Consider the following 19041-nt stretch of genomic DNA (forward strand, 5'->3'; position numbering starts at 1 on the left):
GGTCTTGGATCAATCCTCCGCATCGAACAGCCCCCGCTGCGGAGCAACATAGGGGCGCGGACGCTTGCGCTCAACTGGGGGCGGGGCAGTGCCGGCTACGGTAGCATCGACCCGCCCGTCCGCGAAGTGGAGCGCGAGTTCCCGAACGGCGCGAGCGTCGGCGGCATGGGTCAGCGTGCGGCCTGACCGGTCGGTGACCTTGACGTAGCCGCGGCTGAGCGGCCGTTCGGGATGGACCAGCTGCGCCATCTTCCACACCGCGGCGAGCTTGTCTGACAGGCGCGCGATCCGCTGGTCGAGCAATTCCTTGCGGAGGCGCGGGACGACCGCATTCATGTCGGCGCGGGCGTGGCTGGCCCGGGCGGCAAGGGCGCGCGGCAGGCGCTCGCCGATCTCGTCGAAGCGCTGGCGGGGCATGGCGAGCAGGGTCGCCGGTTCGGGAAAGCGACAGGTGGTCAGCGCCAGCCGCTCGCGCGCGAGATCAGCGCGACGAGCGAGACAGCGGCTCTTGCGAGCCATCAGCTCGTCGAGCTGGGCGACGAGCTCCGCCCGGACCGGCACGGCGAGCTCGGCGGCAGCCGTAGGGGTCGGTGCGCGGAGATCGGCGGCATGGTCGATGAGGGTGGTGTCGGTCTCATGCCCAACGGCGCTGATCAGCGGGATCGGGCTTTCGGCTGCGGCACGGACAACCTCCTCTTCGTTGAACGCCCACAGATCTTCGATCGAACCGCCGCCGCGAGCGACGATCAGCAGGTCCGGGCGGGGCCTGGCTTCGGGAAAGCCCCGGATGGCGGCGGCGATGCGCGCCGCGGCGCCCTCGCCCTGCACCGGCACGGGCCAGACGATGACGTGCGTCGGGCAGCGGTCCTCCAGCCGGTGCAGGATGTCACGGATCACCGCGCCAGTCGGGGACGTGACCACGCCGATGACTTTCGGCAGGAACGGCAGCCGGCGCTTGCGGGCGGCATCGAACAGGCCCTCGGCAGCGAGCGTCCGGCGGCGCTTGTCGAGCAGCGCCATCAGCGCGCCCTCGCCCGCCAGCTCCATGCGGTCGACCACGATCTGATATTTGGACCGGCCGGGGTAAGTGGTGAGCTTGCCCGTGGCGATGACTTCGGGCCCGTCTTCCGGTCGAAACGCAAGCGCCGAAGCACCGCTGCGCCAGATTACCGCGTCCAGGCAGGCCGCGTCATCCTTGAGCGTGAAGTAGCAATGGCCGGACGCGTGGCGCTTGAATCCGGAAATCTCGCCGCGGACACGGACCCGACCGAACCCCTGCTCGACCGCGCGCTTGACCGATCCTGCCAGTTCGCTGACCGTCATTGGCGGCGAATTGTCGCCTGCCGGGGTCTGGGCTAGGAGACCCGCGCTATCGTTGGGAACTGACATGAACATCCTGCTGCTTGGGTCGGGCGGGCGCGAAGATGCGCTCGCGTGGCGGTTGAGGCAATCGCCAAGCTGCGACCTGCTGCTGGCAGCGCCGGGCAATCCGGGCATCGGGCGATGGGCCGAGTGCGTGGCAATCGATCCGTGCAACGGCGAGCGGGTGGTCGAGCTGGCCCACGCCCGCGGGATCGACCTGGTCGTGGTCGGGCCCGAAGCGCCGCTGGTCGCCGGAGTGGCCGACGCGTGCCGCGCAGCCGGAGTCGCGGTGCTCGGGCCGAGCGCGGCCGCGGCGCAGCTGGAGGGGTCCAAGGGCTTCACCAAGGATCTGTGCGCCGCCAACGCCATTCCGACTGCGGACTACGTCCGGGTCGAGACGGAGGCGGAGGCCCGCGCGGCGCTGCATCGGTTCCCCGTGCCGGTGGTGATCAAGGCGGACGGACTGGCGGCAGGCAAGGGCGTCACTGTCGCGATGAACCACCGCGAGGCCGAGGAAGCGATTGCTGCGGCGGGCGACGGGCCGATGGTCATCGAAGAGTTTCTGGAGGGCGAGGAGGCGAGCCTGTTCGCGCTGGTCGACGGTGAAGTGGCGGTGCCGCTGGCGTCGGCGCAGGACCACAAGCGCGTCGGCGAGGGCGACACCGGACCCAACACGGGAGGCATGGGTGCCTACAGCCCGGCGCCGGTGCTGACCCCGGAGCTCGAAGCGCGGGCGATGCGCGAGATCGTCGAGCCGACGGCGCGGGCGCTGGCCGAGGCGGGAACGCCGTTCAGCGGGGTGCTCTATGCGGGGCTGATGCTGACGGCGGATGGGCCCAAGCTGATCGAGTATAACGTCCGCTTCGGCGATCCCGAGTGCGAGGCGATCATGCCGCGGATCGAAGGCGATTTTGCCGAGCTGCTGCAGGCAGTCGCGACGGGGCGGCTCGGCGAGATGCCCGCGCCGGCGCTGTCGGACGAGTGCACCATGACTGTGGTCATCGCCGCAGAGGGTTATCCCGGCACTCCGCGCAAGGGCGGGCTGATCGAGGGGATCGAAGCGGCCGAACGCGAGCATGGAGTGACCGTCTTCCAGGCCGGAACAGCGCGGCATGGGTCGGGCGCACTGCTCAGCGCGGGAGGCCGGGTGCTCGCGGTGACCGCGCGCGCGGGAACGTTCGCCCTCGCCCGGGCCCGGGCCTATCGCGGAGTCGACGCGATCGACTTTGCCGAAGGCTTCCACCGCCGGGATATCGGCTGGCGGGAGCTGGCAAGGCAGGAGCAAATTGGTAACGCCTCGTAGCTATGGTGCGTCACTGACGGTACTATGAATTGGATCACGGTCCCTATTTCCGGAGGGCGCATATTCGGCGGTGTTGTGAACGCCCGCGACTCTTGGCGGCAAGAGTTCGGCAAGCTAGTCAGCCTCGCGGCATTGGGCCGCACCCAGTCCGGAGGACAATGACCCGCAATCAAGGCCTGCTGATCGGAGCCGGCGCGACGCTTGGCGTTGCCGCGCTGTTCCATGGGCCGCTCGGCGCCGCAGCAACACTGGAGTCCCGGATCGAACGGGCCGCCCGGGTCGAGCTGGATCGCAACGAAATGGTGCAGATACAAGCGCAGCTGGCGGACCGGCCGCTGTCGCGCACGCTGATCCTGTCCGGGCCCGCAGACGATTTTCAACGCAGCGAGCTGGTGCGGGTAATGGGCGAGATCCCGGGAGTCGCGGCAGTCGAATGGGACCCGCGCTCGCTTCCTCAAGAAAGCCGGCCGCGATGATCCCGCTTTTCGCCGAAGCGGCGCTGCTCGGGCTGGGGGGCTATGCGGCGGGTTTGTTGCTCGCTTATCTTGCCGAACTCCACCGCCGCAGCCAGGCGCGGTCGTGGACCGGAACCGTTCGAGAGGATGAGGAATGAGCGAATTGTGGGCGAACTATTGGCCGGTTATCCTGATCGCCCTGGTGATCGGGCTGATTGTCGGCTTCCTGATCTTCCGGCCCAAGCAGCGCGTGACGCTGAGCCGGGAGGAAGCGCCGGTCCGCCCGCACATGGCGGCCTCCGCAGTGCCCGCCGCCGTCGCGCCGCCAGCTCCCCAGCCTCCCGCTCCCCAGCCACCCGCCCGTCGGGCGCCCTCTCCTCATGACAGTGACGGCGGCGGAGAAGGCGAAGGCATCGCCGACGAAGCCGCGGCCGCGGTCAGCGACATCGCTGGCGAGATCATCGGCGCTCCGGTCCATTCCCACCTGCCGGGCTCGCAAGGCGTGCCCGACAACCTGCAGCGGATGAAGGGTGTCGGACCCAAGCTCGCTGCCCTGCTCAACAGTCGCGGACTGGTGCGCTACGAGCAGATCGCGGCGCTCTCGCCCGAGGACGTCGAGCGGATCGACGCCGACCTTGGCGCCTTTCGCGGGCGGCTGGTGCGCGACCGCATCGTCGAGCAGGCGGGGTATCTGTCGCGCGGTGACATGGGCGGCTACGAGGCGCAGTTCGGGAAGCTTTGAAGGCGGCCCCTCGGGACGAGCCTTCTTCTCCGCAGCCACTCATTCTCCCGCTGAGCGAAGTCGAAGCGACGTCTCCAAGGATCAGGCGGCCTCTTCCTCCTCGACCTTCTTCTTCCGCTTGGCGCGGCTCGCCAGCAGCTTGTCGATCTTGCGGCCGTCCATGTCGACCACCTCGAACCTCCAGCCGTCGTGGGCAAAGCTTTCGCCAGTTTCCGGAATGCGCTTCAGCACCGACAGGGCAAAGCCGGCCACCGTCGAATAGTCGCGCTCGGACGGCATGTTGACGCCGAGCCGGTCGGCAAGGAGGTCGGCATTGGCGGCACCGCTGACCAGCCAGGTGCCGTCTTCGCGCTCGACCAACGGTGGGTCGTCGTCCTCGCTGTCGCTGGCAAAGGCGCCGGCCAGCGCTGCGAGTATGCTGCCGGGAGTGACGATTCCGTCAAGATGGCCATATTCGTCGTGAACCAGCGCCAGCGGCACCTCCGACCGGCGCAGCACCGCCAGCGCGTCCATCGCATCCATCATGTCGGGGATGACCGGCGCCGCCTTGGCCAGCGCGCGAAGATTAAGCGCCTGCCCATCGAGGGCGGCGTTGAGGAGATCGCGGGTCTGCACCACCCCGACGATATTCTCGATCGTCTTTTCCGCCACCGGCAGGCGGCTGTGCGGGGACTCGGTGAGGGCTGCCCGCAGCTCCTCGGGCGAGCAGTCGATGTCGATCCAGTCGACGTCGGTCCGCGGCGTCATGACTTCGCGGACCGGGCGGTCGGCCAGCCGGACGATCCCGGAGATGATCGCCCGCTCGCTTTCCTCCAGCACGCCGGCGGTCTGCGCCTCGGCGACGACGAGGTGGAGCTCCTCGGCGGTGACGTGGTTCTCGCCCTCGCGCTTCATCCCGAGCACCCGGAAGATGAGCGCGCTGGTGCGGTCAAGCAGCCAGACGAGCGGCGCGGTGAGCTTCGAAAGCCACAGCATCGGCCGGGCCATGATCACCGCGATCGGCTCCGGGCTGCGCAGCGCGAACTGCTTGGGAACCAGTTCGCCGACCACCAGGCTGGCATAGGTGGTGGCGGCGATCACCAGGCCGAAACCGAGTGTCTGGGCGGTTTCGGGGGACAGGCCAAGCAGCGCAAGTCGCTGCGCGACCGGCAGGCCGAGGCTGGCCCCCGAATAGGCGCCGGCGAGGATACCGATCAGGGTGATCCCGATCTGCACGGTCGACAGGAAGCGGCCCGGGTCGGCGGCGAGCGCAAGCGCGGTGCCGGCCCCGCGGCTGCCCGCCTTCGCCTGACCTTTCAGCCGTGCCTCACGCGCGGAAACGATCGCCATCTCGCTCATCGACAGAACGCCGTTGAGGACGATCAGCGCGAGGATCAGGACCAGGTCAAACCAGGGAAACGGGAGCAATGGGTCGCTCATCGGGCAGTCAGGTCCTAGCTTCTATCGGGAGAAACGCCAAGCGGGGCGTTCGGTTCGGACACGGAACCACCGGTGACGGCAGCCGGTTTCGTCCGCCAAGCAATCAAATGATGGAGTACTTGACGAATGCGTACCACTCGTAGCCTTGCGGCAGCCGCCCTTGCCGCCACGCTGCTGACCACCGCGGCCTGCACCACCAATCCCGAAACCGGCAACCGGCGGATCGACCGGACGGTCGCGGGCGCGGTGCTGGGCGGGCTCGGCGGCTATTTGCTCGGCGACCTGGTCGGCGGTCGCGGTGACCGGACGGAGAAGATCCTTGGCGCCGGCATCGGCGCGATCGCCGGCGGCGCCGTCGGCAACTACATGGACCGCCAGGAGGCGGAGCTTCGGCGCCAGACCGCCGGCACCGGCGTCGACGTGATCCGCCAGGGCGACGACCTTGTGCTGCGCATGCCGAGCGGGATCACCTTCGATGTCGATCGCAGCGACATCAAGCCGCAGTTCCAGTCGACCCTCGACGAGGTCGCGCAAACGCTGGGCCAGTACAACCAGACCTATATCGACGTGCTCGGCCACACCGACTCTACCGGCAGCGATGCGTACAACCAGGCGCTGTCGGAACGACGCGCGCAGGCGGTCGCCGGCTACCTCTCCTCGCGCGGCGTGGCCCCTGCCCGAATGGCGGCGCGCGGCTTTGGCGAGACCCAGCCGATCGCGGACAATGCGACCGAGTATGGCCGGGCACAGAACCGCCGGGTCGAAATCAAGGTGGTGCCGTTTCGCGGCTAGGGTGAAGCGGACGCTTGCTCGTCCTGAGCGCAGCGGAGCGAAGTCGAAGGGAGTTGTGGGCCAAAGCCCGGATCGGCGCCCTTCGACAACCGTTCCTTGGGACGAGCGAGATCCTCTAGCGCCTGTCCCTGAAGAATCCGCGCAATTGCTCCGCCGCCTCGTCCTCACCGATTCCGCCGAGTAGGTCGGGGCGGTGGTGGCAGGTCGGCTGGGCGAAAATACGCGCGCCGTGAACCACGCCGCCACCTTTTGGATCCTCGGCCGCGAAGCGGAGTGCGTCGATCCGGGCCAACGCGATTGCCCCGGCGCACATGGCGCAGGGCTCCAGCGTCACCCACAAGGTGCAGCCGTCGAGTCGGGGTGAGCCGAGCGCCTCCCCGGCCCGGCGGATTGCGACCATTTCGGCGTGGGCGGTCGGGTCGAGCGAGCCACGCATCGCGTTGCGGGCCTCGGCCACGATGCGCGAGTCGCGGGTGATCACCGCCCCAACCGGCACTTCGCCCACGGCCGCGGCCTCCGCGGCAAGGTCAAGGGCGCGGCGCATCGGCGGCGGCAGCGGAAAGCCCTGACCCAAGCCTTGCCGGTCCCGAGCATCGTCCAGGGGTCGAACGGCCATGCCGCCGCGCTAGCCGATCACCCGCGTCTTGTCAGTTGCTACTGCTGGGTGGCGTCGGTGGTCGGGACGTTGCCCCCTTGGGCCGACGGCGGCGCAGGCTGTTGTCTCGGCTGCGGCTGCGGTGCGGCCCCGGGCGCCGGCCGGCGGGTCTCGGCCGGGCGCACCTCGATGCTCGGCAGCTTGACCGCGCGCTCTGTCGTTCCGATCGCCACCTGGCCAGTATCGACGTCGAACTTGGGTGCCTGGCCGCCCTGCGCCGCGACGCCTTCGCGGCTGGCCCGGATGTCGGGCGCTTCGGCGGAGCGGGTCTGGTTGATGTCGAGGAACCCCGTCGCAACCGCGGCGATAACGCCCACCACAACCAGAATCAGAATGAGCAGGACGCCCCGCATGGCTTTCTCCAATCAGTGTCGTTACGGCCCTCCAACGCTTGCTGCCGCCTGCGGTTGCCTGCGCCGCGAAGGTTGACGCACCTGGGGTGAGCGGTTATCGGGCGGCGCTTTCGTAGCGCCTTTGCGGCGCTCGCTTCATATCGGGATTTGAAACCATGTCGCGCGTTTGCGAGCTGACCGGCAAGGGCCGGCAGGTGGGCAACAATGTTTCCCACGCCAACAACAAGACCAAGCGGACCTTCCTGCCGAACCTGCAGAATGTCACGCTGATCAGCGATTCGCTTGGCCAGAGCGTCAAGCTGCGCGTGTCGACCCATGGCCTGCGCTCGGTCGAGCATGTCGGCGGTCTCGACAACTGGTTGACCAAGACCAGCGAAGACAAGCTGAGCCTCAAGGCCCGCAAGCTGAAGCGCGAATTGGCGAAGAAAGCCGCGGCTTAGGCAGGACTGCCGCGGGCAGTCCTCGCTGCGGGTGGCGCGGCAGCTCAATTGCCCGGCAGGTCCAGAGCGATCAGCAGCGTGTCCCGCACGCGGCTGAGATCATTGTCCGTTATCATCCATAACCGCACGCCGCCCCCTGGCCGCGGTTGGGCGGCGAGCCCTTCCACATTGTCGAATGGGCCGAGCGGAAGGGCCGCGACCGGCCGCAGACGGTAACCGGGGCTCGAGCGCTCGAGCCGCGCAATCCGGTTGCGGATGCCCGTGATCCCGAAGCGTCTTACCGTGACCAGCACCGTGCCGTCCGGTAGCCGGGTGGCATCGGCCGGCGCGCCCCCGGCATCGCGTAGCGGCAGGCGCTGAACCCGGCCGGAACGCACCCGGACCACCTCGCGTCCGGATTCCGAAAGCAGGAGCAGTCCGTCACCATCCGCAACCATCGCCTCCGCCCCGGCATTCACCGGCCAGCGAAGCCGGGACAGGTCGGTCCGCCCCCTGGCATGGCGGACGGCCGGATCGAACAGCCACAGCGAGTGGCGATGTTCGAAGCCGACCCACCAGCCCGAACCAGTGGCGGAGAGCGACTCGGAGTCGCGAAACTTCTTGAAGGTGGGCCGGCCTGGACCTGCCGGAAGGTCGCGGACGAGGGCCCGTGTCGGCTCCGCCGCGGGATATGGCAGATCGATGAGCACCCCCGAATCGGTCAGAGCACGCAATCCGTCAGGCCGGATCGCCAGCGCCGACACGCCGCCTAGCCGCGCCGTTTCGCCTCTCACGCGCCACAGGCCAGCCAGCGGAGGACGGGCGGCGAGCGGTTCGAAGCTGATGGAGATCATGTTCGGAGGAGCGGGAATCCGGTCCGGACCCTCAAACCGTGCGTCTCTTGCAACAAGCAGGAAAAATGGCAGGGCGAACAACAGGAAGCGGCTCGCAAAGATGAATTTCCGCTGTAGAGCTGGTTCAGCCGGGATGAACCGCGAGTCGGTGATAAGCCGTTCAGCGGACGGGGTTTTTCCTCCTGTCAATTCCGCGGCGTCACCGGTTTCGGTGGGTGTATGAGTTCCCTCGCGTCGCGTAACGAGGGGGGTTCGGCGCGGGTTGCGTATTGCGCCGAACCCATCCTCCCGATCGGCCGTCCCGGAGACGTTCGAGCCGTCAATCTCCATCGAACAGACCGGCGAGTTGCTCGATCAGCGCTCCGCCCAGCTGCTCCGCATCCATGATCGTCACCGCCCGTCGGTAGTAGCGGGTCACGTCATGGCCGATGCCGATCGCCGCCAGCTCCACCGGCGAGCGCGTCTCGATCCACCCAATCACCTGCCGCAAATGCTTCTCCAGATAGGAGCCGCCGTTGGCGCTGGCGGTGGAATCGTCGACCGGCGCGCCGTCGCTGATAACCATCAGCAGGCGCCGCTCCTCGGGCCGGGCGATCAGCCGGCTGTGCGCCCACAGCAGCGCTTCGCCGTCGATATTCTCCTTGAGCAAGCCTTCGCGCATCATCAGCCCGAGGTTGCGGCGGGCATGGCGATAAGGCTCGTCCGCCCGCTTGTAGAGGATGTGGCGAAGGTCGTTGAGGCGTCCAGGGTTCGGCGGCCGACCTTCGGATAGCCATGCCTCGCGGCTCTGCCCGCCCTTCCATGCGCGGGTTGTGAAGCCGAGGATTTCGGTCGCGACGCCGCAGCGCTCCAGCGTCCGGGCAAGGATGTCGGCGCAGATCGCGGCGATCGAGATCGGGCGGCCGCGCATCGAGCCGCTATTGTCGATCAGCAGGCTGACGACGGTGTCCTTGAACTCGGTCTCGCGCTCGACCTTGTAGCTGAGCGAGTGGCCGGGCGAGACGATTACCCGCGCCAGCCGGGCGGCGTCGAGCAGCCCTTCCTCCTGGTCGAAGTCCCAGCTGCGCGCCTGTTGCGCCATCAGCCGGCGCTGCAACCGGTTAGCGAGGCGGGTGACGACGCCGCCGAGCTGGCCGAGCTGCTGGTCGAGGTAGGCGCGCAGGCGGGTCAGTTCCTCTTCGTCGCACAGGTCGTGGGCCTCGACCTCCTCGTCGAAGCGCACGGTAAAGGCGCGATAATCGGCCGAGAGGTCGGGCTCCGTGGGACGGCGGTTGGGGCGCGAACTGGCGGATTCATTGCCCTCCTCGCCCGGCGCGGCATCCTCGTCGGGCGAGTCCTGCTCCTCGAACTCCTGCTGCTCCTGTTGCTCGCCGTCCTGTTGTTCGGCGCGCATCTCCATCTCGCCGGTAGAGGCGCCGGAGTCGCTCTGGTCCTCCTCCGTCTCCTCGTCGCCCTGGTCCTCACCCTGCTCCTCTTCGCCGCCGTCGTCCGGCTCCTCGTCGGCCGGCTCCTCGGCGTCCGCGAGGTCGAGATCCTCAAGCAGCCGGCGGGCGAGGGTCGCAAAGGCGCCCTGATCGTCGAGGGCCAGCGCGAGCGCATCGAGGTCGTTGCCGGCCTTTTGCTCGATCCAGTCACGAACAAGGTCGAGGCCGTCGTTCGCGGCGGCCGGAGGCACTTCGCCGGTCAAGCGCTCGCGCGCCATCAGCCCGAGCGCGGTGGCGAGCGGCACTTCGTCCATGGTCCGTGCGCGGGTGATGGCGTCGCCGCGGACCCGCGCTTCGGCCAGTTCGGCAAGATTGGCCCGAACCCCGCCCATGCTGCGGGAGCCGAGCGCCTCGACGCGGGCACCCTCCAGCGCATCGAACACCGCGCGGGCCTCCGGTTCGGACGGCGAGCGGAGCAGATGCGCGCCGGCGTCGTGGAAGCGCAGCCGCAGCGCCAGCGCATCCGCGGCGCCGCGCGCCTCCGCCACCAGCTTGGGTGCGAGCCCCGGCCCAGGCGAGGCGACCCGCGCTGTCTTGCCGCCGCTGACGCCGCCTTCGGACGAGAAGGCAACTTCCACGCCGGAGTCGCGGGCAATCGCGCGGGCGGCGCCGGCAAGCACGCGGCGGAATTCATCAAGGGGCGTCCGGTCGGCCATCGGCCCGCTCTACGATGCGGCCTTCCCGAGGCAAAGTCCCAGTTCGGAACAGCTTTGCGGCGTTCCGCAGAAAACGCTTACGAAAGAGTTAATTGCGGTTGACTCTGATCCATTTGCTTCGCAGTTTGCCGAGCCCTTTGTTCAATGCGTGTCCGATTTCTCGACATCATCGATTCACTGGCTGCGGGAGGATGTTTCCACATGGCTCGACTTACACCGACGCAGGAAGTCTTTTCGGAAGATTATGCTCGTATCGGCGGCGAGATCGCGGACGCTCGCAACTTCAGCGCGACCGTCGCATCGCCGCTCGACTCGACCGGACTCCCCGACCTCGCCGAAGCTGGCGAGACCATCCGCGGCAAGCCGGTCTTCGGACTCCCTGGCGATTGGGACAAGACCCGGGCCGGGGACAACAATGTCCGCTCGCAACTGGACTCGGGCCTCAGCCACGATGTCTCGGACGGGGTGATCACCTACGCCTTCTTCGACCTCAAGCATTCGGTCGGGCTGAACAACAACCCGTCGTTCGGCGAGGGCAAGGGGTACACTCCGTTTACCGCCGCGCAAAAGGCCGCGGCGGTCATCGCGATCGGCAATTGGGACGAACTGATTGCTCCCGAATTCGTGCAGGCGGCGGACAAGCCCGGCGCCAGCGGGTGGGCCCAGCAGACCGCCGACATCCTGCTTGCGAATACCTCGACAGGGCCCGCGCAGGCATGGGCCTATTATCCAGGTTATGGGCGGCAATATGAGCGCGTCGCCGGCGACGTGTGGGTCGCCGACCCGCGCTTCAACACGAGCAACGCGCAGCTCGACCCGGGCTTCTACGGCCTGCAGACTCTCAACCACGAGCTCGGCCATGCGATCGGGCTGAGCCATCCGGGCGAGTATAACTTCGGCGACGACAATGACGGCGACGGCCAGCCGGACCCGATCACGTTCGAAGGGGACGCCTTCTACTTCCAGGACAATCACCAATATTCGATCATGTCCTACTTCGACTCGTACGAGGCGGGGAACAACCAGGTCGACTGGAACCTGATGCGCTTCGTCTACCCATCGACGCCGATGGTCCATGACGTTGCGATAGCGCAGGCCAAGTATGGCGCCGAAATGTCGACCCGCACAGGCGACACGACCTACGGCTTCAACGCCACGGCCGACGTCACGAACGCTGCGATGCGCTTCACCAGTGGCGAGATGCTGACCATCTTCACGATCTGGGACGCGGCCGGCAACGACACGCTCAACCTGTCGGGCTATTTCACCGACTCAGTGATCGACTTGCGCGAAGGCGCCTACAGCAGCGCCGGCGGGTTCGGCGCCTATGACGCAGCTCGCGCAGACGTTGATCCGTCGACCCTGTCGAAGGCCGACTATCTCGCGTTCGTCAACGCCAACAACGCCAAGTTGAGCCTCGCCAGCAGGACGGCCGCGTACGATCTCTACTTCGGTGGGCGCGAGGGGGCCAATGAAGGGATCGCCTGGTCCGATATCATGGGCCGCGACTGGGTGATGGAGAACAACATCGGCATCGCCTACGGCGCGGTGATCGAGAATGCGGTCGGCGGCGAAGGCGACGACCGGATCAACGGCAACCAGGCGAACAACAGCTTCACCGGCAACGGGGGCGCGGACACGTTCGTGATCGCAAACTACACCGGCACCACGGCGGCGGGGAAGAAGATCACCGACACGTCGATTGACCGCATCCTCGACTTCGATCGGGACGAAGGCGACAAAGTCGATCTGTCCGAGCTTGGGGTGGACTTCAGCGACCTGTCGTTCAACGATGCGACGGACACGGTCACCGTCAATGCCGACAATGGTGTGCTCCAGTTCGTGCTGGTCGGCGCGTCCTCGATCCAGCAGTCGGACTTCTTCTTCGGCTGATCGACGATACGAGAAAAGAAGGAGGCGCTCTGGGTAACCGGGGCGCCTTTTTCGTGTCCGCGTCAGGCCCGGGCGGCGACGCTTTCGGGCAGATCAGCGCCGAACACCCGCTGATAATATTCGGCGATCAGAGACCGTTCGGATTCGTCGCACTTGTTGAGGAACGACACGCGGAAAGCGAAGCCGACGTCGCCGAAGATCAGCGCATTCTGCGCCCAGCTGATCACCGTGCGCGGGCTCATCACGGTCGAGATGTCGCCGTTGATGAAGCCCTGCCGCGACAGTTCGGCGACCTTGATCATCTTGTCGACCTGCTCCTTGCCGCCGGGAGTGTCATACTCGCCCGACTTGGCGAGCACGATCTGCGCCTCCACCGCGGCGGGCAGATAGTTGAGCGTGGTGACGATGTTCCAGCGGTCCATCTGCCCCTGGTTGATCGCCTGGGTGCCATGGTAGAGACCGGTGGTGTCGCCCAGGCCAATGGTGTTGGTGGTGGCGAATAGGCGGAAGAAGGGGCTGGGGCGGATCACCCGGTTCTGGTCCAGCAGGGTCAGCTTCCCTTCCACCTCCAGCACGCGCTGGATGACGAACATCACGTCGGGGCGGCCGGCGTCATACTCGTCGAACACCAGCGCCACCGGATGCTGCAGCGCCCACGGCAGCAGGCCCTCGCGGAATTCGGTGACCTGCTGGCCGTCACGGAGCACGATCGCGTCGCGGCCGATCAGGTCGATGCGGCTGATGTGCGCGTCGAGATTGATTCGGATGCACGGCCATTTCAGCCGCGCCGCCACCTGTTCGATATGGGTCGACTTGCCGGTGCCGTGATAGCCCTGCACCATCACCCGCCGGTTGCGCGCGAAGCCGGCGCAGATCGCCAGCGTGGTGTCCGGATCGAACACATAGGCGGGGTCGAGATCGGGAACACGCTCGTCGGCCTCGCTGAAGGCCGGCACTTCCATGTCGCTGTCGACCCCGAACAGGTCGCGGACCTTCACCACCTTGTCCGGCGTCGTCATCAGCGTTTCGCCGGAGGGAAGCTGGGATTCGTTTGCAATGTCGGCCATTTGCCGCCCTTAGCTGCGCGCCGCCCCAGTCTCAACCAGCGGACGTCTCGCCTGGCGGAACGTCGGCTTTGGGCGGCAGGGTGAAGAGCGACAGGAAACGCTTGGCAAGCCGTCGGTCTCCCTCGATCTTTAATAGGTCGAGCGGGGCGCCGCCGTACACCACGCCGGCGATGTCGGTCGGCGGGGCGATGATCATGGCCTCGCCTTCGCCGGGCTCGCCGCGGCGGACGTGGATCTTCCCGCCCTCGACCTCGGCCAGGTAGGTGACCTCGCCGAAGCGGAAGGCGACCGCTGCCGCGAGACCCCTTGCCCGCTCCGGGTTCAGCATGGCGGTGAAGGACAGCATGATCGACACGCCGGAGAGCGGGAGGGTCGGGTCGTGCGCCGGCGAGCGCGCCGCCCATCTGCCCAATTCGCGGATCAGGGTTGCCGTTTCGAGTCCCCACTCGGTTGCCTCATAGACCTGCACCGACGCGGGCGGCGGAAGCCGGCGGCGGCGTACCAGCCCACGCACCTCCAGCTCCGACAGGCGCTGCGTCAGCACGTTGGCGCTGACTCCCGGAAGGTCGGCGCGCAGCTCCGAAAAGCGGCGCGGACCAAGCAGCAGCTCGCGCAGCACCAGCAGCGCCCAGCGCTCGCCGATCAGTTCCAGCGCATGCGCCGTCCCGCAGGCATCGTCATAGCCGCGGCGTGCGTCATTCCGTCGCACCTTGGTTACTTTATCTAACTGCACGGTTGCAATGTATGACTTTCGGCGTCATGGTTCAAGCCGTCGAGTCGCCGCGCTCGACCATGCCTGAAATCGCGCGGCCCGGGAGATCGACGATGACCTACATCGAAGGATTTGTGTGCGCCGTCCCGACCGCCAGGAAGGACGCCTACATCGACCATGCGACCGGCTTCGCGCCCATCATCCGGCAATTCGGCGCCTCGCGAATGGTGGAAAGCTGGGGCGACGATATCCCCGAGGGTAAGGTCACGGATTTCCGGAAAGCGGTGCAGGCCAGGGAGGACGAGACGGTGGTCTTTTCGTGGTTCGAATATCCGGACCGCGCCGCTCGCGATGCCGCGAACCAGAAGATGATGAGCGACCCGCGGATGGAGGAGATGACCTCCGAGATGCCGTTCGATGGCAAGCGGATGATCATGGGCGGGTTTGACGCCATCGTGGACGAACACGCTTCCGGCCCCGCCGGCTACACGGACGGCTTTTTGGTCCCGGTGCCGCAGGACAAAAGGGACGCCTACCGCGCCATGGCGCAGACGATGGCAGACAAGTTCAAGCAGTGGGGCGCGGTGCGGGTGATCGAAGCGTGGGGCGACGACGTGCCCGACGGCAAGGTCACCGACTACAAGCGCGCGGTGCAGGCCCAGGATGGCGAGGGGATCGTCTTCTCCTACGTCCAGTGGCCCGACAGGGAGACCCGCGACGCCGGCTGGGACAAGATGATGAACGACCCCGAGTTGCAGCCGCAGGGCGAGATGCCGTTCGACGGCAAGCGCATGTTCTGGGGCGGGTTCCGGCCGATCCTCGACACCGCAGCGGAGTAAGCGCCATGGCGAACCCGGCAGGCAGCTTCATCTGGTACGAGCTGATCACCCCCGACGTGGACGGCGCCAAGCGCTTCTACGATGCGGTGGTTGGCTGGAATGTCGCCGATCGGTCGGACTTCCCTAACGGCTACCGAATGATCGGGCGCAGCGACGGCACGAGCGCGGGTGGCATCCTGCCGCTCTCCGCCGAGATGCAGGAGCATGGCGCGCGGCCGGGGTGGCTCGGCTACGTCAGCGTCGACGACGTGGACGCTGCCGTCGACCGGATGAAAGCCGATGGCGGCACGGCGCTGATGCCGCCGTTCGACATTCCCGGCGTTGGACGGGTAGCCCTGGTTGCCGACCCGGACGGCGCGCCCTTTTACCTGATGCGGCCGAGCGGGTCCGACACCGACAGCGACGTCTTCTCGGCCGACCAACCGCAGCACGTCCGTTGGAACGAGTTGTGGAGCGGCGACCCGGCCGAAGCGATCGCCTTCTACTCCCGCCACTTCGGCTGGCGTCAGGAGGGCGACATGGACATGGGAGAGCTGGGCAAATACCAGTTCCTCTACCACGGCGACACGATGATTGGAGCCGTCATGCCGCGGATGCCCGACGTGCCGAAAGCGATGTGGAATTTCTACATCGGCGTCGACGACATCGACCGCGCGGTAGAAGCCGTCCGCTCCGGCGGCGGGCAGGTCTTCCAGGAGCCTGTGGAGATTCCCGGCGGCGAATATTCGATCAACGTTTCCGATCCCCAAGGCGCGATGATCGGCTTCGTCGGTCCTCGCCACCCGTAAGGAGAGACAGAGATGTCCGACAAGCTGATCCCCTGCTTGTGGTTCGACCGCGGCGAAGCGCGCAGGGCGGCGGAATTCTATGCCGCGACCTTTCCCGACAGCCATGTCGGACCGCGGCATGCCGCTCCCTCGGACTTTCCCGGCGGGCAGGCCGGCGACGAGCTGACCGTCGAGTTCACCCTGCTTGGACGGCCGTTCATGGGCTTGAACGGCGGACCCGAGATCAAGCCGAGCATGGCGTTCAGCCTGACGGTCGTCACGGAAACCCAGGAGGAGACCGACCGCTACTGGAACGCCATTGTCGACAACGGCGGGCAGGAAAGCCAGTGCGGCTGGTGCAGCGACCGCTGGGGCTATTCCTGGCAGATCGTCCCGCGGGTGCTGCACGACGGCTGGACCCATCCCGATCCGGCCGTCGCCAAACGGGTGTTCGAAGCGATGATGACCATGGTCAAGATCGACCATTGCGCGATCGAGCGGGCAATCGCGGGGGAGCCGGCGAATGCGTAGGATCCATGGCGCATGCTTCGTGTCACTGGACGGCGTCATGCAGGCCCCGGGTGGACCGGAGGAAGACTGGACCGGATCCTTTCCCTACGGCGGGTGGCTCGCTCCGCTGTTCGACCAGGCTACCGGAGAGGCCGTCGACAAGGTCTTTGCCGAACCCTTCGACCTTCTCCTAGGGCGCCGGACCTATGACATCTTCAGTGCCTTCTGGCCCTATGCCGAGGGCGATCACAAGCCAATGGGAGAGCTGTTCGATCGCATAGGCAAATATGTCGTCACCCACGATGACGCGCCGCTCGACTGGCAGAACAGCCATCGTGTCGGCTCGATCGAGGCGCTTGCCGACATCAGGGGCGGCGATGGACCGGACCTCGTCATCCAGGGCAGCAGCACGCTTTATCCGCAGCTGCTCGCGGCGGGCCTGCTGGACCGGCTGACGGTGATGACCTTCCCGGTCGTGCTTGGGACCGGCAAGCGGCTGTTCGGTGACGGCACGCCGGCAAGGATGATGACCATGGTCGACCACCAGGTCTCCCCGGCAGGCGCCGTGATCGCCGTCTACGAACCGGCCGGGCCAGTGCAGACCGGCAGCTTCGCCGCACCGGAGCCGAGCGAGCGTGAGCTGGAGCGACTCCGCAAGCTGGAGCGGGAAGAAGGGTCCCCGGCATGACGCTGGAGCTCCATGGTCACCTCTTCTCCTCCTACACCTGGAAGGCGCTGATTGCGCTCTACGCGAACGACACCGGCTTCGAGTTCAAGCAGATGGCGACCGATCGCCCATTGAACGAGCAGTTCGCCGGCAGGGTGCATCCGGGCGGTCACATCCCTGTCCTGGTCGACGGAGATGCAGTGGTCGTCGAGGCAACCAGCATCGTCGAGCACCTGGCAGTGCATCATCCAGGGCCCGCGGCCCTGATACCGGCGGATCCGGCACAAGCCGTCGTGGCACGCATGATGGATCGCGTCTTCGACAATTACGTGATGGGAAACATGCAGCGCGTGGTTTCCGCCTTCTTCATCAGCCGCGACAAGCCGGAACTGGGCCTGCGCGACAAGCCCGACGAAGCAGAGATTGCGGCGGGCAAGTCCAGACTTCGGCAGGCCTACGCGTGGCTTGAAGGGTGGCTGTCCGGCCACGCGCTTCCACCGCACGTGTCGCTGGTTACCTGTGCCGCGGCGCCATCCTTGTTCTACGCCGACTGGGTCGAGCCCATTCCTGCCGATTGCCCGCGCGTGTCGAGCTTGCGGGCCGAGTTGCTGGCGCTAGCCCCGGTCCGCCGGTGCGTCGAGGACGCTCGCCCCTACCGCGAATACTTCCCGTTCGGCGCACCCGACCGCGACTGAGCGGCTTGACGGCCGTATGTGACACTATAACATGCCTGCTGTCACAAGGAGCTGTCCATGCGCATCCTGCCCCTGCTGCTCGCCGTCCCGCTGCTCGCCTCTTGCCAGGCGACCAACCCCGATCCGCGTGGGGTGGAAAAGGGCGAGACCCTTCTGACCATCGCAGCGACCGGCCGGGCCGAAGCCCGTCCGGATGAGGCGCGGCTGCGGATGGGGGTGGTCAGCGTCGGCCCGAGCGCCAGCGAAGCGAGCCGGCTCAATCGCGAGAAGATGGCCAAGGTGACGGCTGCGCTGACCCGGCTCGGGGTGAAGCCGGACGACCTCCAGACGCAGCAATTGACCCTCGAGCGGATCGAATATGGCCGGGAGCGCGGCCAATACCGGGCGTCCAACGTGCTGGAGGCCCGGTTGACGGCGATGAACCGCGTCGGGGAGGCGGTGACTGCGGTGACCGAGGCCGGCGCCAACCTGCTCGGCGGGCCCGACCTGCGCGTGTCCGATCGCGAGGCGGCTAACCGGTCGGCCTATGCCAATGCCTTCAAGGCGGCCCGTTCCCGCGCCGAAGCCTATGGCGAGGCTGCCGGGCTGAAAATTGTCCGGGTGGTCAACATCGTCGACGGCGGCGAATATGGCGGGCCGGTGCCGCCCCCCTACCTCCGCACCCAGGGCATGGACGCGAACGCGGTGGCCCAGGTGTCCGCACCGCCGCCGACCGAGCAGGGCGCGCCGTTCAATCCCGGGCTCAACCGCACCGAAGTCCGGGTCCGGGTCGACTTCGCGCTCGAGCCTGCGTGATCGGCCGCCAAGCGACTAGGCGAACGCCGGTGCCTTCTTGAGCACTTGCCACGCCTCGATCACCTGGTTGAGCTTGGTTTCGTGCCGTCGGTCGCCGCCGTTGCGGTCGGGGTGGTAGCGGCGGACCAGGTCGGAGTAGCGCTTGCGAACGGCATGCAGGTCGCTCTCCTGCCCCAGTCCGAGCGTCTCCAGCGCATGCTGCTCCTGCCCGGAAAAGCGGGAGGAGCGCTGGCCGCCGCCCTCCCGCCGGGTGCCGAACCGGCCCGCGATGGCGTCGAGCGGATCGCGAAAGTCGCTCCAGGGGGGCGCCGGGTCGCCTCCGGCCGCGGCGAATGCACGGGTGGCTCGGTCCCAGCCTGCCAGCGGAGACTGCGCCGCCTCGATCTCCTCGGCGCTCATTCCCTGAAAGAAATTGTAGCCGGCGTTGTGTTCGCGCACGTGGTCGAGACACAGCCAGCGCCAGTCGCCCGGACCGTCGAAGCTGCTGGGACTGAGCGGCGCTTTATACTCTCCCGCCTCACCGCAGCCTGGGACCGCGCAAGTTGCGGCCGCCCCTTCTACCCGTCCGTGCCATTTCTGCTGTCGTGACGCCATGCTTCCTC

22 protein-coding genes are annotated in these 19041 nt (G+C 67.2%); 13 read left to right on the forward strand and 9 right to left on the reverse strand.

All coding sequences use genetic code 11. From position 1 onward, the window contains the following. Positions 1–9 precede the first annotated feature (9 nt). Positions 10–1389, reverse strand: a complete 1380-nt coding sequence (xseA, locus tag ACFQPG_RS01670) for an exodeoxyribonuclease VII large subunit (RefSeq protein ID WP_380809741.1) — start codon at positions 1387–1389, stop codon at positions 10–12. On the opposite strand from xseA, the gene purD reads away from it, so the two are divergent. From purD to ACFQPG_RS01690, 4 genes are all read left to right on the forward strand, one after another. Then, positions 1388–2665: a phosphoribosylamine--glycine ligase gene (gene purD / locus ACFQPG_RS01675; RefSeq protein WP_380809743.1), complete on the forward strand. Its 1278-nt coding sequence runs from the start codon at positions 1388–1390 to the stop codon at positions 2663–2665. The two genes, xseA and purD, sit on opposite strands and share 2 nt — an antisense overlap. A 158-nt stretch (positions 2666–2823) precedes the next feature. Then, positions 2824–3141 carry a hypothetical protein gene (locus ACFQPG_RS01680; RefSeq protein WP_380809745.1) on the forward strand — a complete coding sequence of 106 codons (318 nt, stop codon included), beginning with the start codon at positions 2824–2826 and terminating at the stop codon, positions 3139–3141. After that, a complete protein-coding gene (locus ACFQPG_RS01685) occupies positions 3138–3278 on the forward strand; it encodes a hypothetical protein (RefSeq protein WP_380809747.1) in 141 nt (46 codons plus the stop codon). Before ACFQPG_RS01680 ends, ACFQPG_RS01685 begins: the two co-directional genes overlap by 4 nt. After that, positions 3275–3862 carry a hypothetical protein gene (locus ACFQPG_RS01690; RefSeq protein ID WP_380809749.1) on the forward strand — a complete coding sequence of 196 codons (588 nt, stop codon included), beginning with the start codon at positions 3275–3277 and terminating at the stop codon, positions 3860–3862. Before ACFQPG_RS01685 ends, ACFQPG_RS01690 begins: the two co-directional genes overlap by 4 nt. 81 nt (positions 3863–3943) lie before the next feature. Here ACFQPG_RS01690 and ACFQPG_RS01695 read toward each other — a convergent pair whose 3' ends face one another. Next, positions 3944–5281 (reverse strand): hemolysin family protein, encoded by a 1338-nt coding sequence (locus ACFQPG_RS01695; RefSeq protein WP_380809751.1) that lies wholly within the window; start codon positions 5279–5281, stop codon positions 3944–3946. Between the two features lie 126 nt (positions 5282–5407). On the opposite strand from ACFQPG_RS01695, the gene ACFQPG_RS01700 reads away from it, so the two are divergent. Beyond that, on the forward strand, positions 5408–6073 hold the full coding sequence (locus ACFQPG_RS01700; protein ID WP_380809753.1) for an OmpA family protein: 666 nt from the start codon (positions 5408–5410) through the stop codon (positions 6071–6073). A gap of 115 nt (positions 6074–6188) precedes the next feature. Here ACFQPG_RS01700 and ACFQPG_RS01705 read toward each other — a convergent pair whose 3' ends face one another. Continuing rightward, positions 6189–6689: a nucleoside deaminase gene (locus tag ACFQPG_RS01705; RefSeq protein WP_380809754.1), complete on the reverse strand. Its 501-nt coding sequence runs from the start codon at positions 6687–6689 to the stop codon at positions 6189–6191. A 38-nt stretch (positions 6690–6727) separates the two neighbouring features. Then, entirely contained in the window at positions 6728–7081 is a 354-nt protein-coding gene (locus ACFQPG_RS01710) for a hypothetical protein (RefSeq protein ID WP_380809756.1), read from the reverse strand. 155 nt (positions 7082–7236) lie between these two features. Here ACFQPG_RS01710 and rpmB point away from each other — a divergent pair, with 155 nt between their 5' ends. Next, positions 7237–7521 (forward strand): 50S ribosomal protein L28, encoded by a 285-nt coding sequence (rpmB, locus tag ACFQPG_RS01715; protein WP_380809757.1) that lies wholly within the window; start codon positions 7237–7239, stop codon positions 7519–7521. A 44-nt stretch (positions 7522–7565) separates the two neighbouring features. On the opposite strand, the gene ACFQPG_RS01720 is transcribed toward rpmB, so the two are convergent. Both ACFQPG_RS01720 and cobT read right to left on the reverse strand, forming a co-directional pair. Next, positions 7566–8354 (reverse strand): esterase-like activity of phytase family protein, encoded by a 789-nt coding sequence (locus ACFQPG_RS01720; protein ID WP_380809758.1) that lies wholly within the window; start codon positions 8352–8354, stop codon positions 7566–7568. 319 nt (positions 8355–8673) lie between these two features. Next, complete coding sequence (gene cobT / locus ACFQPG_RS01725; protein ID WP_380809759.1) at positions 8674–10494, reverse strand: cobaltochelatase subunit CobT; 1821 nt, start codon at positions 10492–10494, stop codon at positions 8674–8676. A gap of 201 nt (positions 10495–10695) precedes the next feature. On the opposite strand from cobT, the gene ACFQPG_RS01730 reads away from it, so the two are divergent. Further along, entirely contained in the window at positions 10696–12387 is a 1692-nt protein-coding gene (locus ACFQPG_RS01730) for a M10 family metallopeptidase (RefSeq protein ID WP_380809761.1), read from the forward strand. Positions 12388–12449: 62 nt separating this feature from the next. On the opposite strand, the gene cobS is transcribed toward ACFQPG_RS01730, so the two are convergent. Further along, positions 12450–13454, reverse strand: a complete 1005-nt coding sequence (cobS, locus tag ACFQPG_RS01735) for a cobaltochelatase subunit CobS (protein WP_380809763.1) — start codon at positions 13452–13454, stop codon at positions 12450–12452. A 31-nt stretch (positions 13455–13485) separates the two neighbouring features. Then, on the reverse strand, positions 13486–14163 hold the full coding sequence (locus ACFQPG_RS01740) for a winged helix-turn-helix transcriptional regulator (protein ID WP_380809764.1): 678 nt from the start codon (positions 14161–14163) through the stop codon (positions 13486–13488). Positions 14164–14279: 116 nt separating this feature from the next. Between ACFQPG_RS01740 and ACFQPG_RS01745 the strand changes: the two genes are divergently transcribed. The 6 genes from ACFQPG_RS01745 to ACFQPG_RS01770 are packed head-to-tail and all read left to right on the forward strand — an operon-like array spanning position 14280 to position 18439. Continuing rightward, a complete protein-coding gene (locus ACFQPG_RS01745; RefSeq protein WP_380809765.1) occupies positions 14280–15005 on the forward strand; it encodes a DUF1428 domain-containing protein in 726 nt (241 codons plus the stop codon). Positions 15006–15010: 5 nt separating this feature from the next. Further along, positions 15011–15793 carry a VOC family protein gene (locus tag ACFQPG_RS01750; protein WP_380809767.1) on the forward strand — a complete coding sequence of 261 codons (783 nt, stop codon included), beginning with the start codon at positions 15011–15013 and terminating at the stop codon, positions 15791–15793. Between the two features lie 12 nt (positions 15794–15805). Then, positions 15806–16303, forward strand: a complete 498-nt coding sequence (locus tag ACFQPG_RS01755) for a VOC family protein (protein ID WP_380809769.1) — start codon at positions 15806–15808, stop codon at positions 16301–16303. Next, complete coding sequence (locus tag ACFQPG_RS01760; RefSeq protein WP_380809771.1) at positions 16296–16970, forward strand: dihydrofolate reductase family protein; 675 nt, start codon at positions 16296–16298, stop codon at positions 16968–16970. The genes ACFQPG_RS01755 and ACFQPG_RS01760 overlap by 8 nt, the downstream gene beginning before the upstream one ends. Then, positions 16967–17644 (forward strand): glutathione S-transferase family protein, encoded by a 678-nt coding sequence (locus tag ACFQPG_RS01765; RefSeq protein ID WP_380809773.1) that lies wholly within the window; start codon positions 16967–16969, stop codon positions 17642–17644. The genes ACFQPG_RS01760 and ACFQPG_RS01765 overlap by 4 nt, the downstream gene beginning before the upstream one ends. A 57-nt stretch (positions 17645–17701) precedes the next feature. After that, complete coding sequence (locus ACFQPG_RS01770) at positions 17702–18439, forward strand: SIMPL domain-containing protein (protein WP_380809774.1); 738 nt, start codon at positions 17702–17704, stop codon at positions 18437–18439. A 15-nt stretch (positions 18440–18454) separates the two neighbouring features. On the opposite strand, the gene ACFQPG_RS01775 is transcribed toward ACFQPG_RS01770, so the two are convergent. Further along, entirely contained in the window at positions 18455–19033 is a 579-nt protein-coding gene (locus ACFQPG_RS01775) for a DnaJ domain-containing protein (RefSeq protein ID WP_380809775.1), read from the reverse strand. Positions 19034–19041: the final 8 nt, after the last annotated feature.

The organism is Sphingomonas sp. GCM10030256 (assembly GCF_042666415.1).
Classification (GTDB): domain Bacteria; phylum Pseudomonadota; class Alphaproteobacteria; order Sphingomonadales; family Sphingomonadaceae; genus Sphingomicrobium.

Bases quoted from the DNA above. Each gene is read 5' to 3' on its own strand.
- ACFQPG_RS01755 (WP_380809769.1), top strand. From the start codon at position 15,806: ATGTCCGACAAGCTGATCCCCTGCTTGTGGTTCGACCGCGGCGAAGCG.
- ACFQPG_RS01765 (WP_380809773.1), top strand. From the start codon at position 16,967: ATGACGCTGGAGCTCCATGGTCACCTCTTCTCCTCCTACACCTGGAAG.
- ACFQPG_RS01730 (WP_380809761.1), top strand. From the start codon at position 10,696: ATGGCTCGACTTACACCGACGCAGGAAGTCTTTTCGGAAGATTATGCT.
- ACFQPG_RS01745 (WP_380809765.1), top strand. From the start codon at position 14,280: ATGACCTACATCGAAGGATTTGTGTGCGCCGTCCCGACCGCCAGGAAG.
- rpmB (WP_380809757.1), top strand. From the start codon at position 7,237: ATGTCGCGCGTTTGCGAGCTGACCGGCAAGGGCCGGCAGGTGGGCAAC.
- cobT (WP_380809759.1), bottom strand. From the start codon at position 10,494: ATGGCCGACCGGACGCCCCTTGATGAATTCCGCCGCGTGCTTGCCGGC.
- ACFQPG_RS01700 (WP_380809753.1), top strand. From the start codon at position 5,408: ATGCGTACCACTCGTAGCCTTGCGGCAGCCGCCCTTGCCGCCACGCTG.
- ACFQPG_RS01690 (WP_380809749.1), top strand. From the start codon at position 3,275: ATGAGCGAATTGTGGGCGAACTATTGGCCGGTTATCCTGATCGCCCTG.
- ACFQPG_RS01710 (WP_380809756.1), bottom strand. From the start codon at position 7,081: ATGCGGGGCGTCCTGCTCATTCTGATTCTGGTTGTGGTGGGCGTTATC.
- ACFQPG_RS01750 (WP_380809767.1), top strand. From the start codon at position 15,011: ATGGCGAACCCGGCAGGCAGCTTCATCTGGTACGAGCTGATCACCCCC.
- ACFQPG_RS01775 (WP_380809775.1), bottom strand. From the start codon at position 19,033: ATGGCGTCACGACAGCAGAAATGGCACGGACGGGTAGAAGGGGCGGCC.
- ACFQPG_RS01760 (WP_380809771.1), top strand. From the start codon at position 16,296: ATGCGTAGGATCCATGGCGCATGCTTCGTGTCACTGGACGGCGTCATG.
- ACFQPG_RS01705 (WP_380809754.1), bottom strand. From the start codon at position 6,689: ATGGCCGTTCGACCCCTGGACGATGCTCGGGACCGGCAAGGCTTGGGT.
- cobS (WP_380809763.1), bottom strand. From the start codon at position 13,454: ATGGCCGACATTGCAAACGAATCCCAGCTTCCCTCCGGCGAAACGCTG.
- ACFQPG_RS01680 (WP_380809745.1), top strand. From the start codon at position 2,824: ATGACCCGCAATCAAGGCCTGCTGATCGGAGCCGGCGCGACGCTTGGC.
- ACFQPG_RS01685 (WP_380809747.1), top strand. From the start codon at position 3,138: ATGATCCCGCTTTTCGCCGAAGCGGCGCTGCTCGGGCTGGGGGGCTAT.
- ACFQPG_RS01770 (WP_380809774.1), top strand. From the start codon at position 17,702: ATGCGCATCCTGCCCCTGCTGCTCGCCGTCCCGCTGCTCGCCTCTTGC.
- xseA (WP_380809741.1), bottom strand. From the start codon at position 1,389: ATGTCAGTTCCCAACGATAGCGCGGGTCTCCTAGCCCAGACCCCGGCA.
- purD (WP_380809743.1), top strand. From the start codon at position 1,388: ATGAACATCCTGCTGCTTGGGTCGGGCGGGCGCGAAGATGCGCTCGCG.
- ACFQPG_RS01720 (WP_380809758.1), bottom strand. From the start codon at position 8,354: ATGATCTCCATCAGCTTCGAACCGCTCGCCGCCCGTCCTCCGCTGGCT.
- ACFQPG_RS01695 (WP_380809751.1), bottom strand. From the start codon at position 5,281: ATGAGCGACCCATTGCTCCCGTTTCCCTGGTTTGACCTGGTCCTGATC.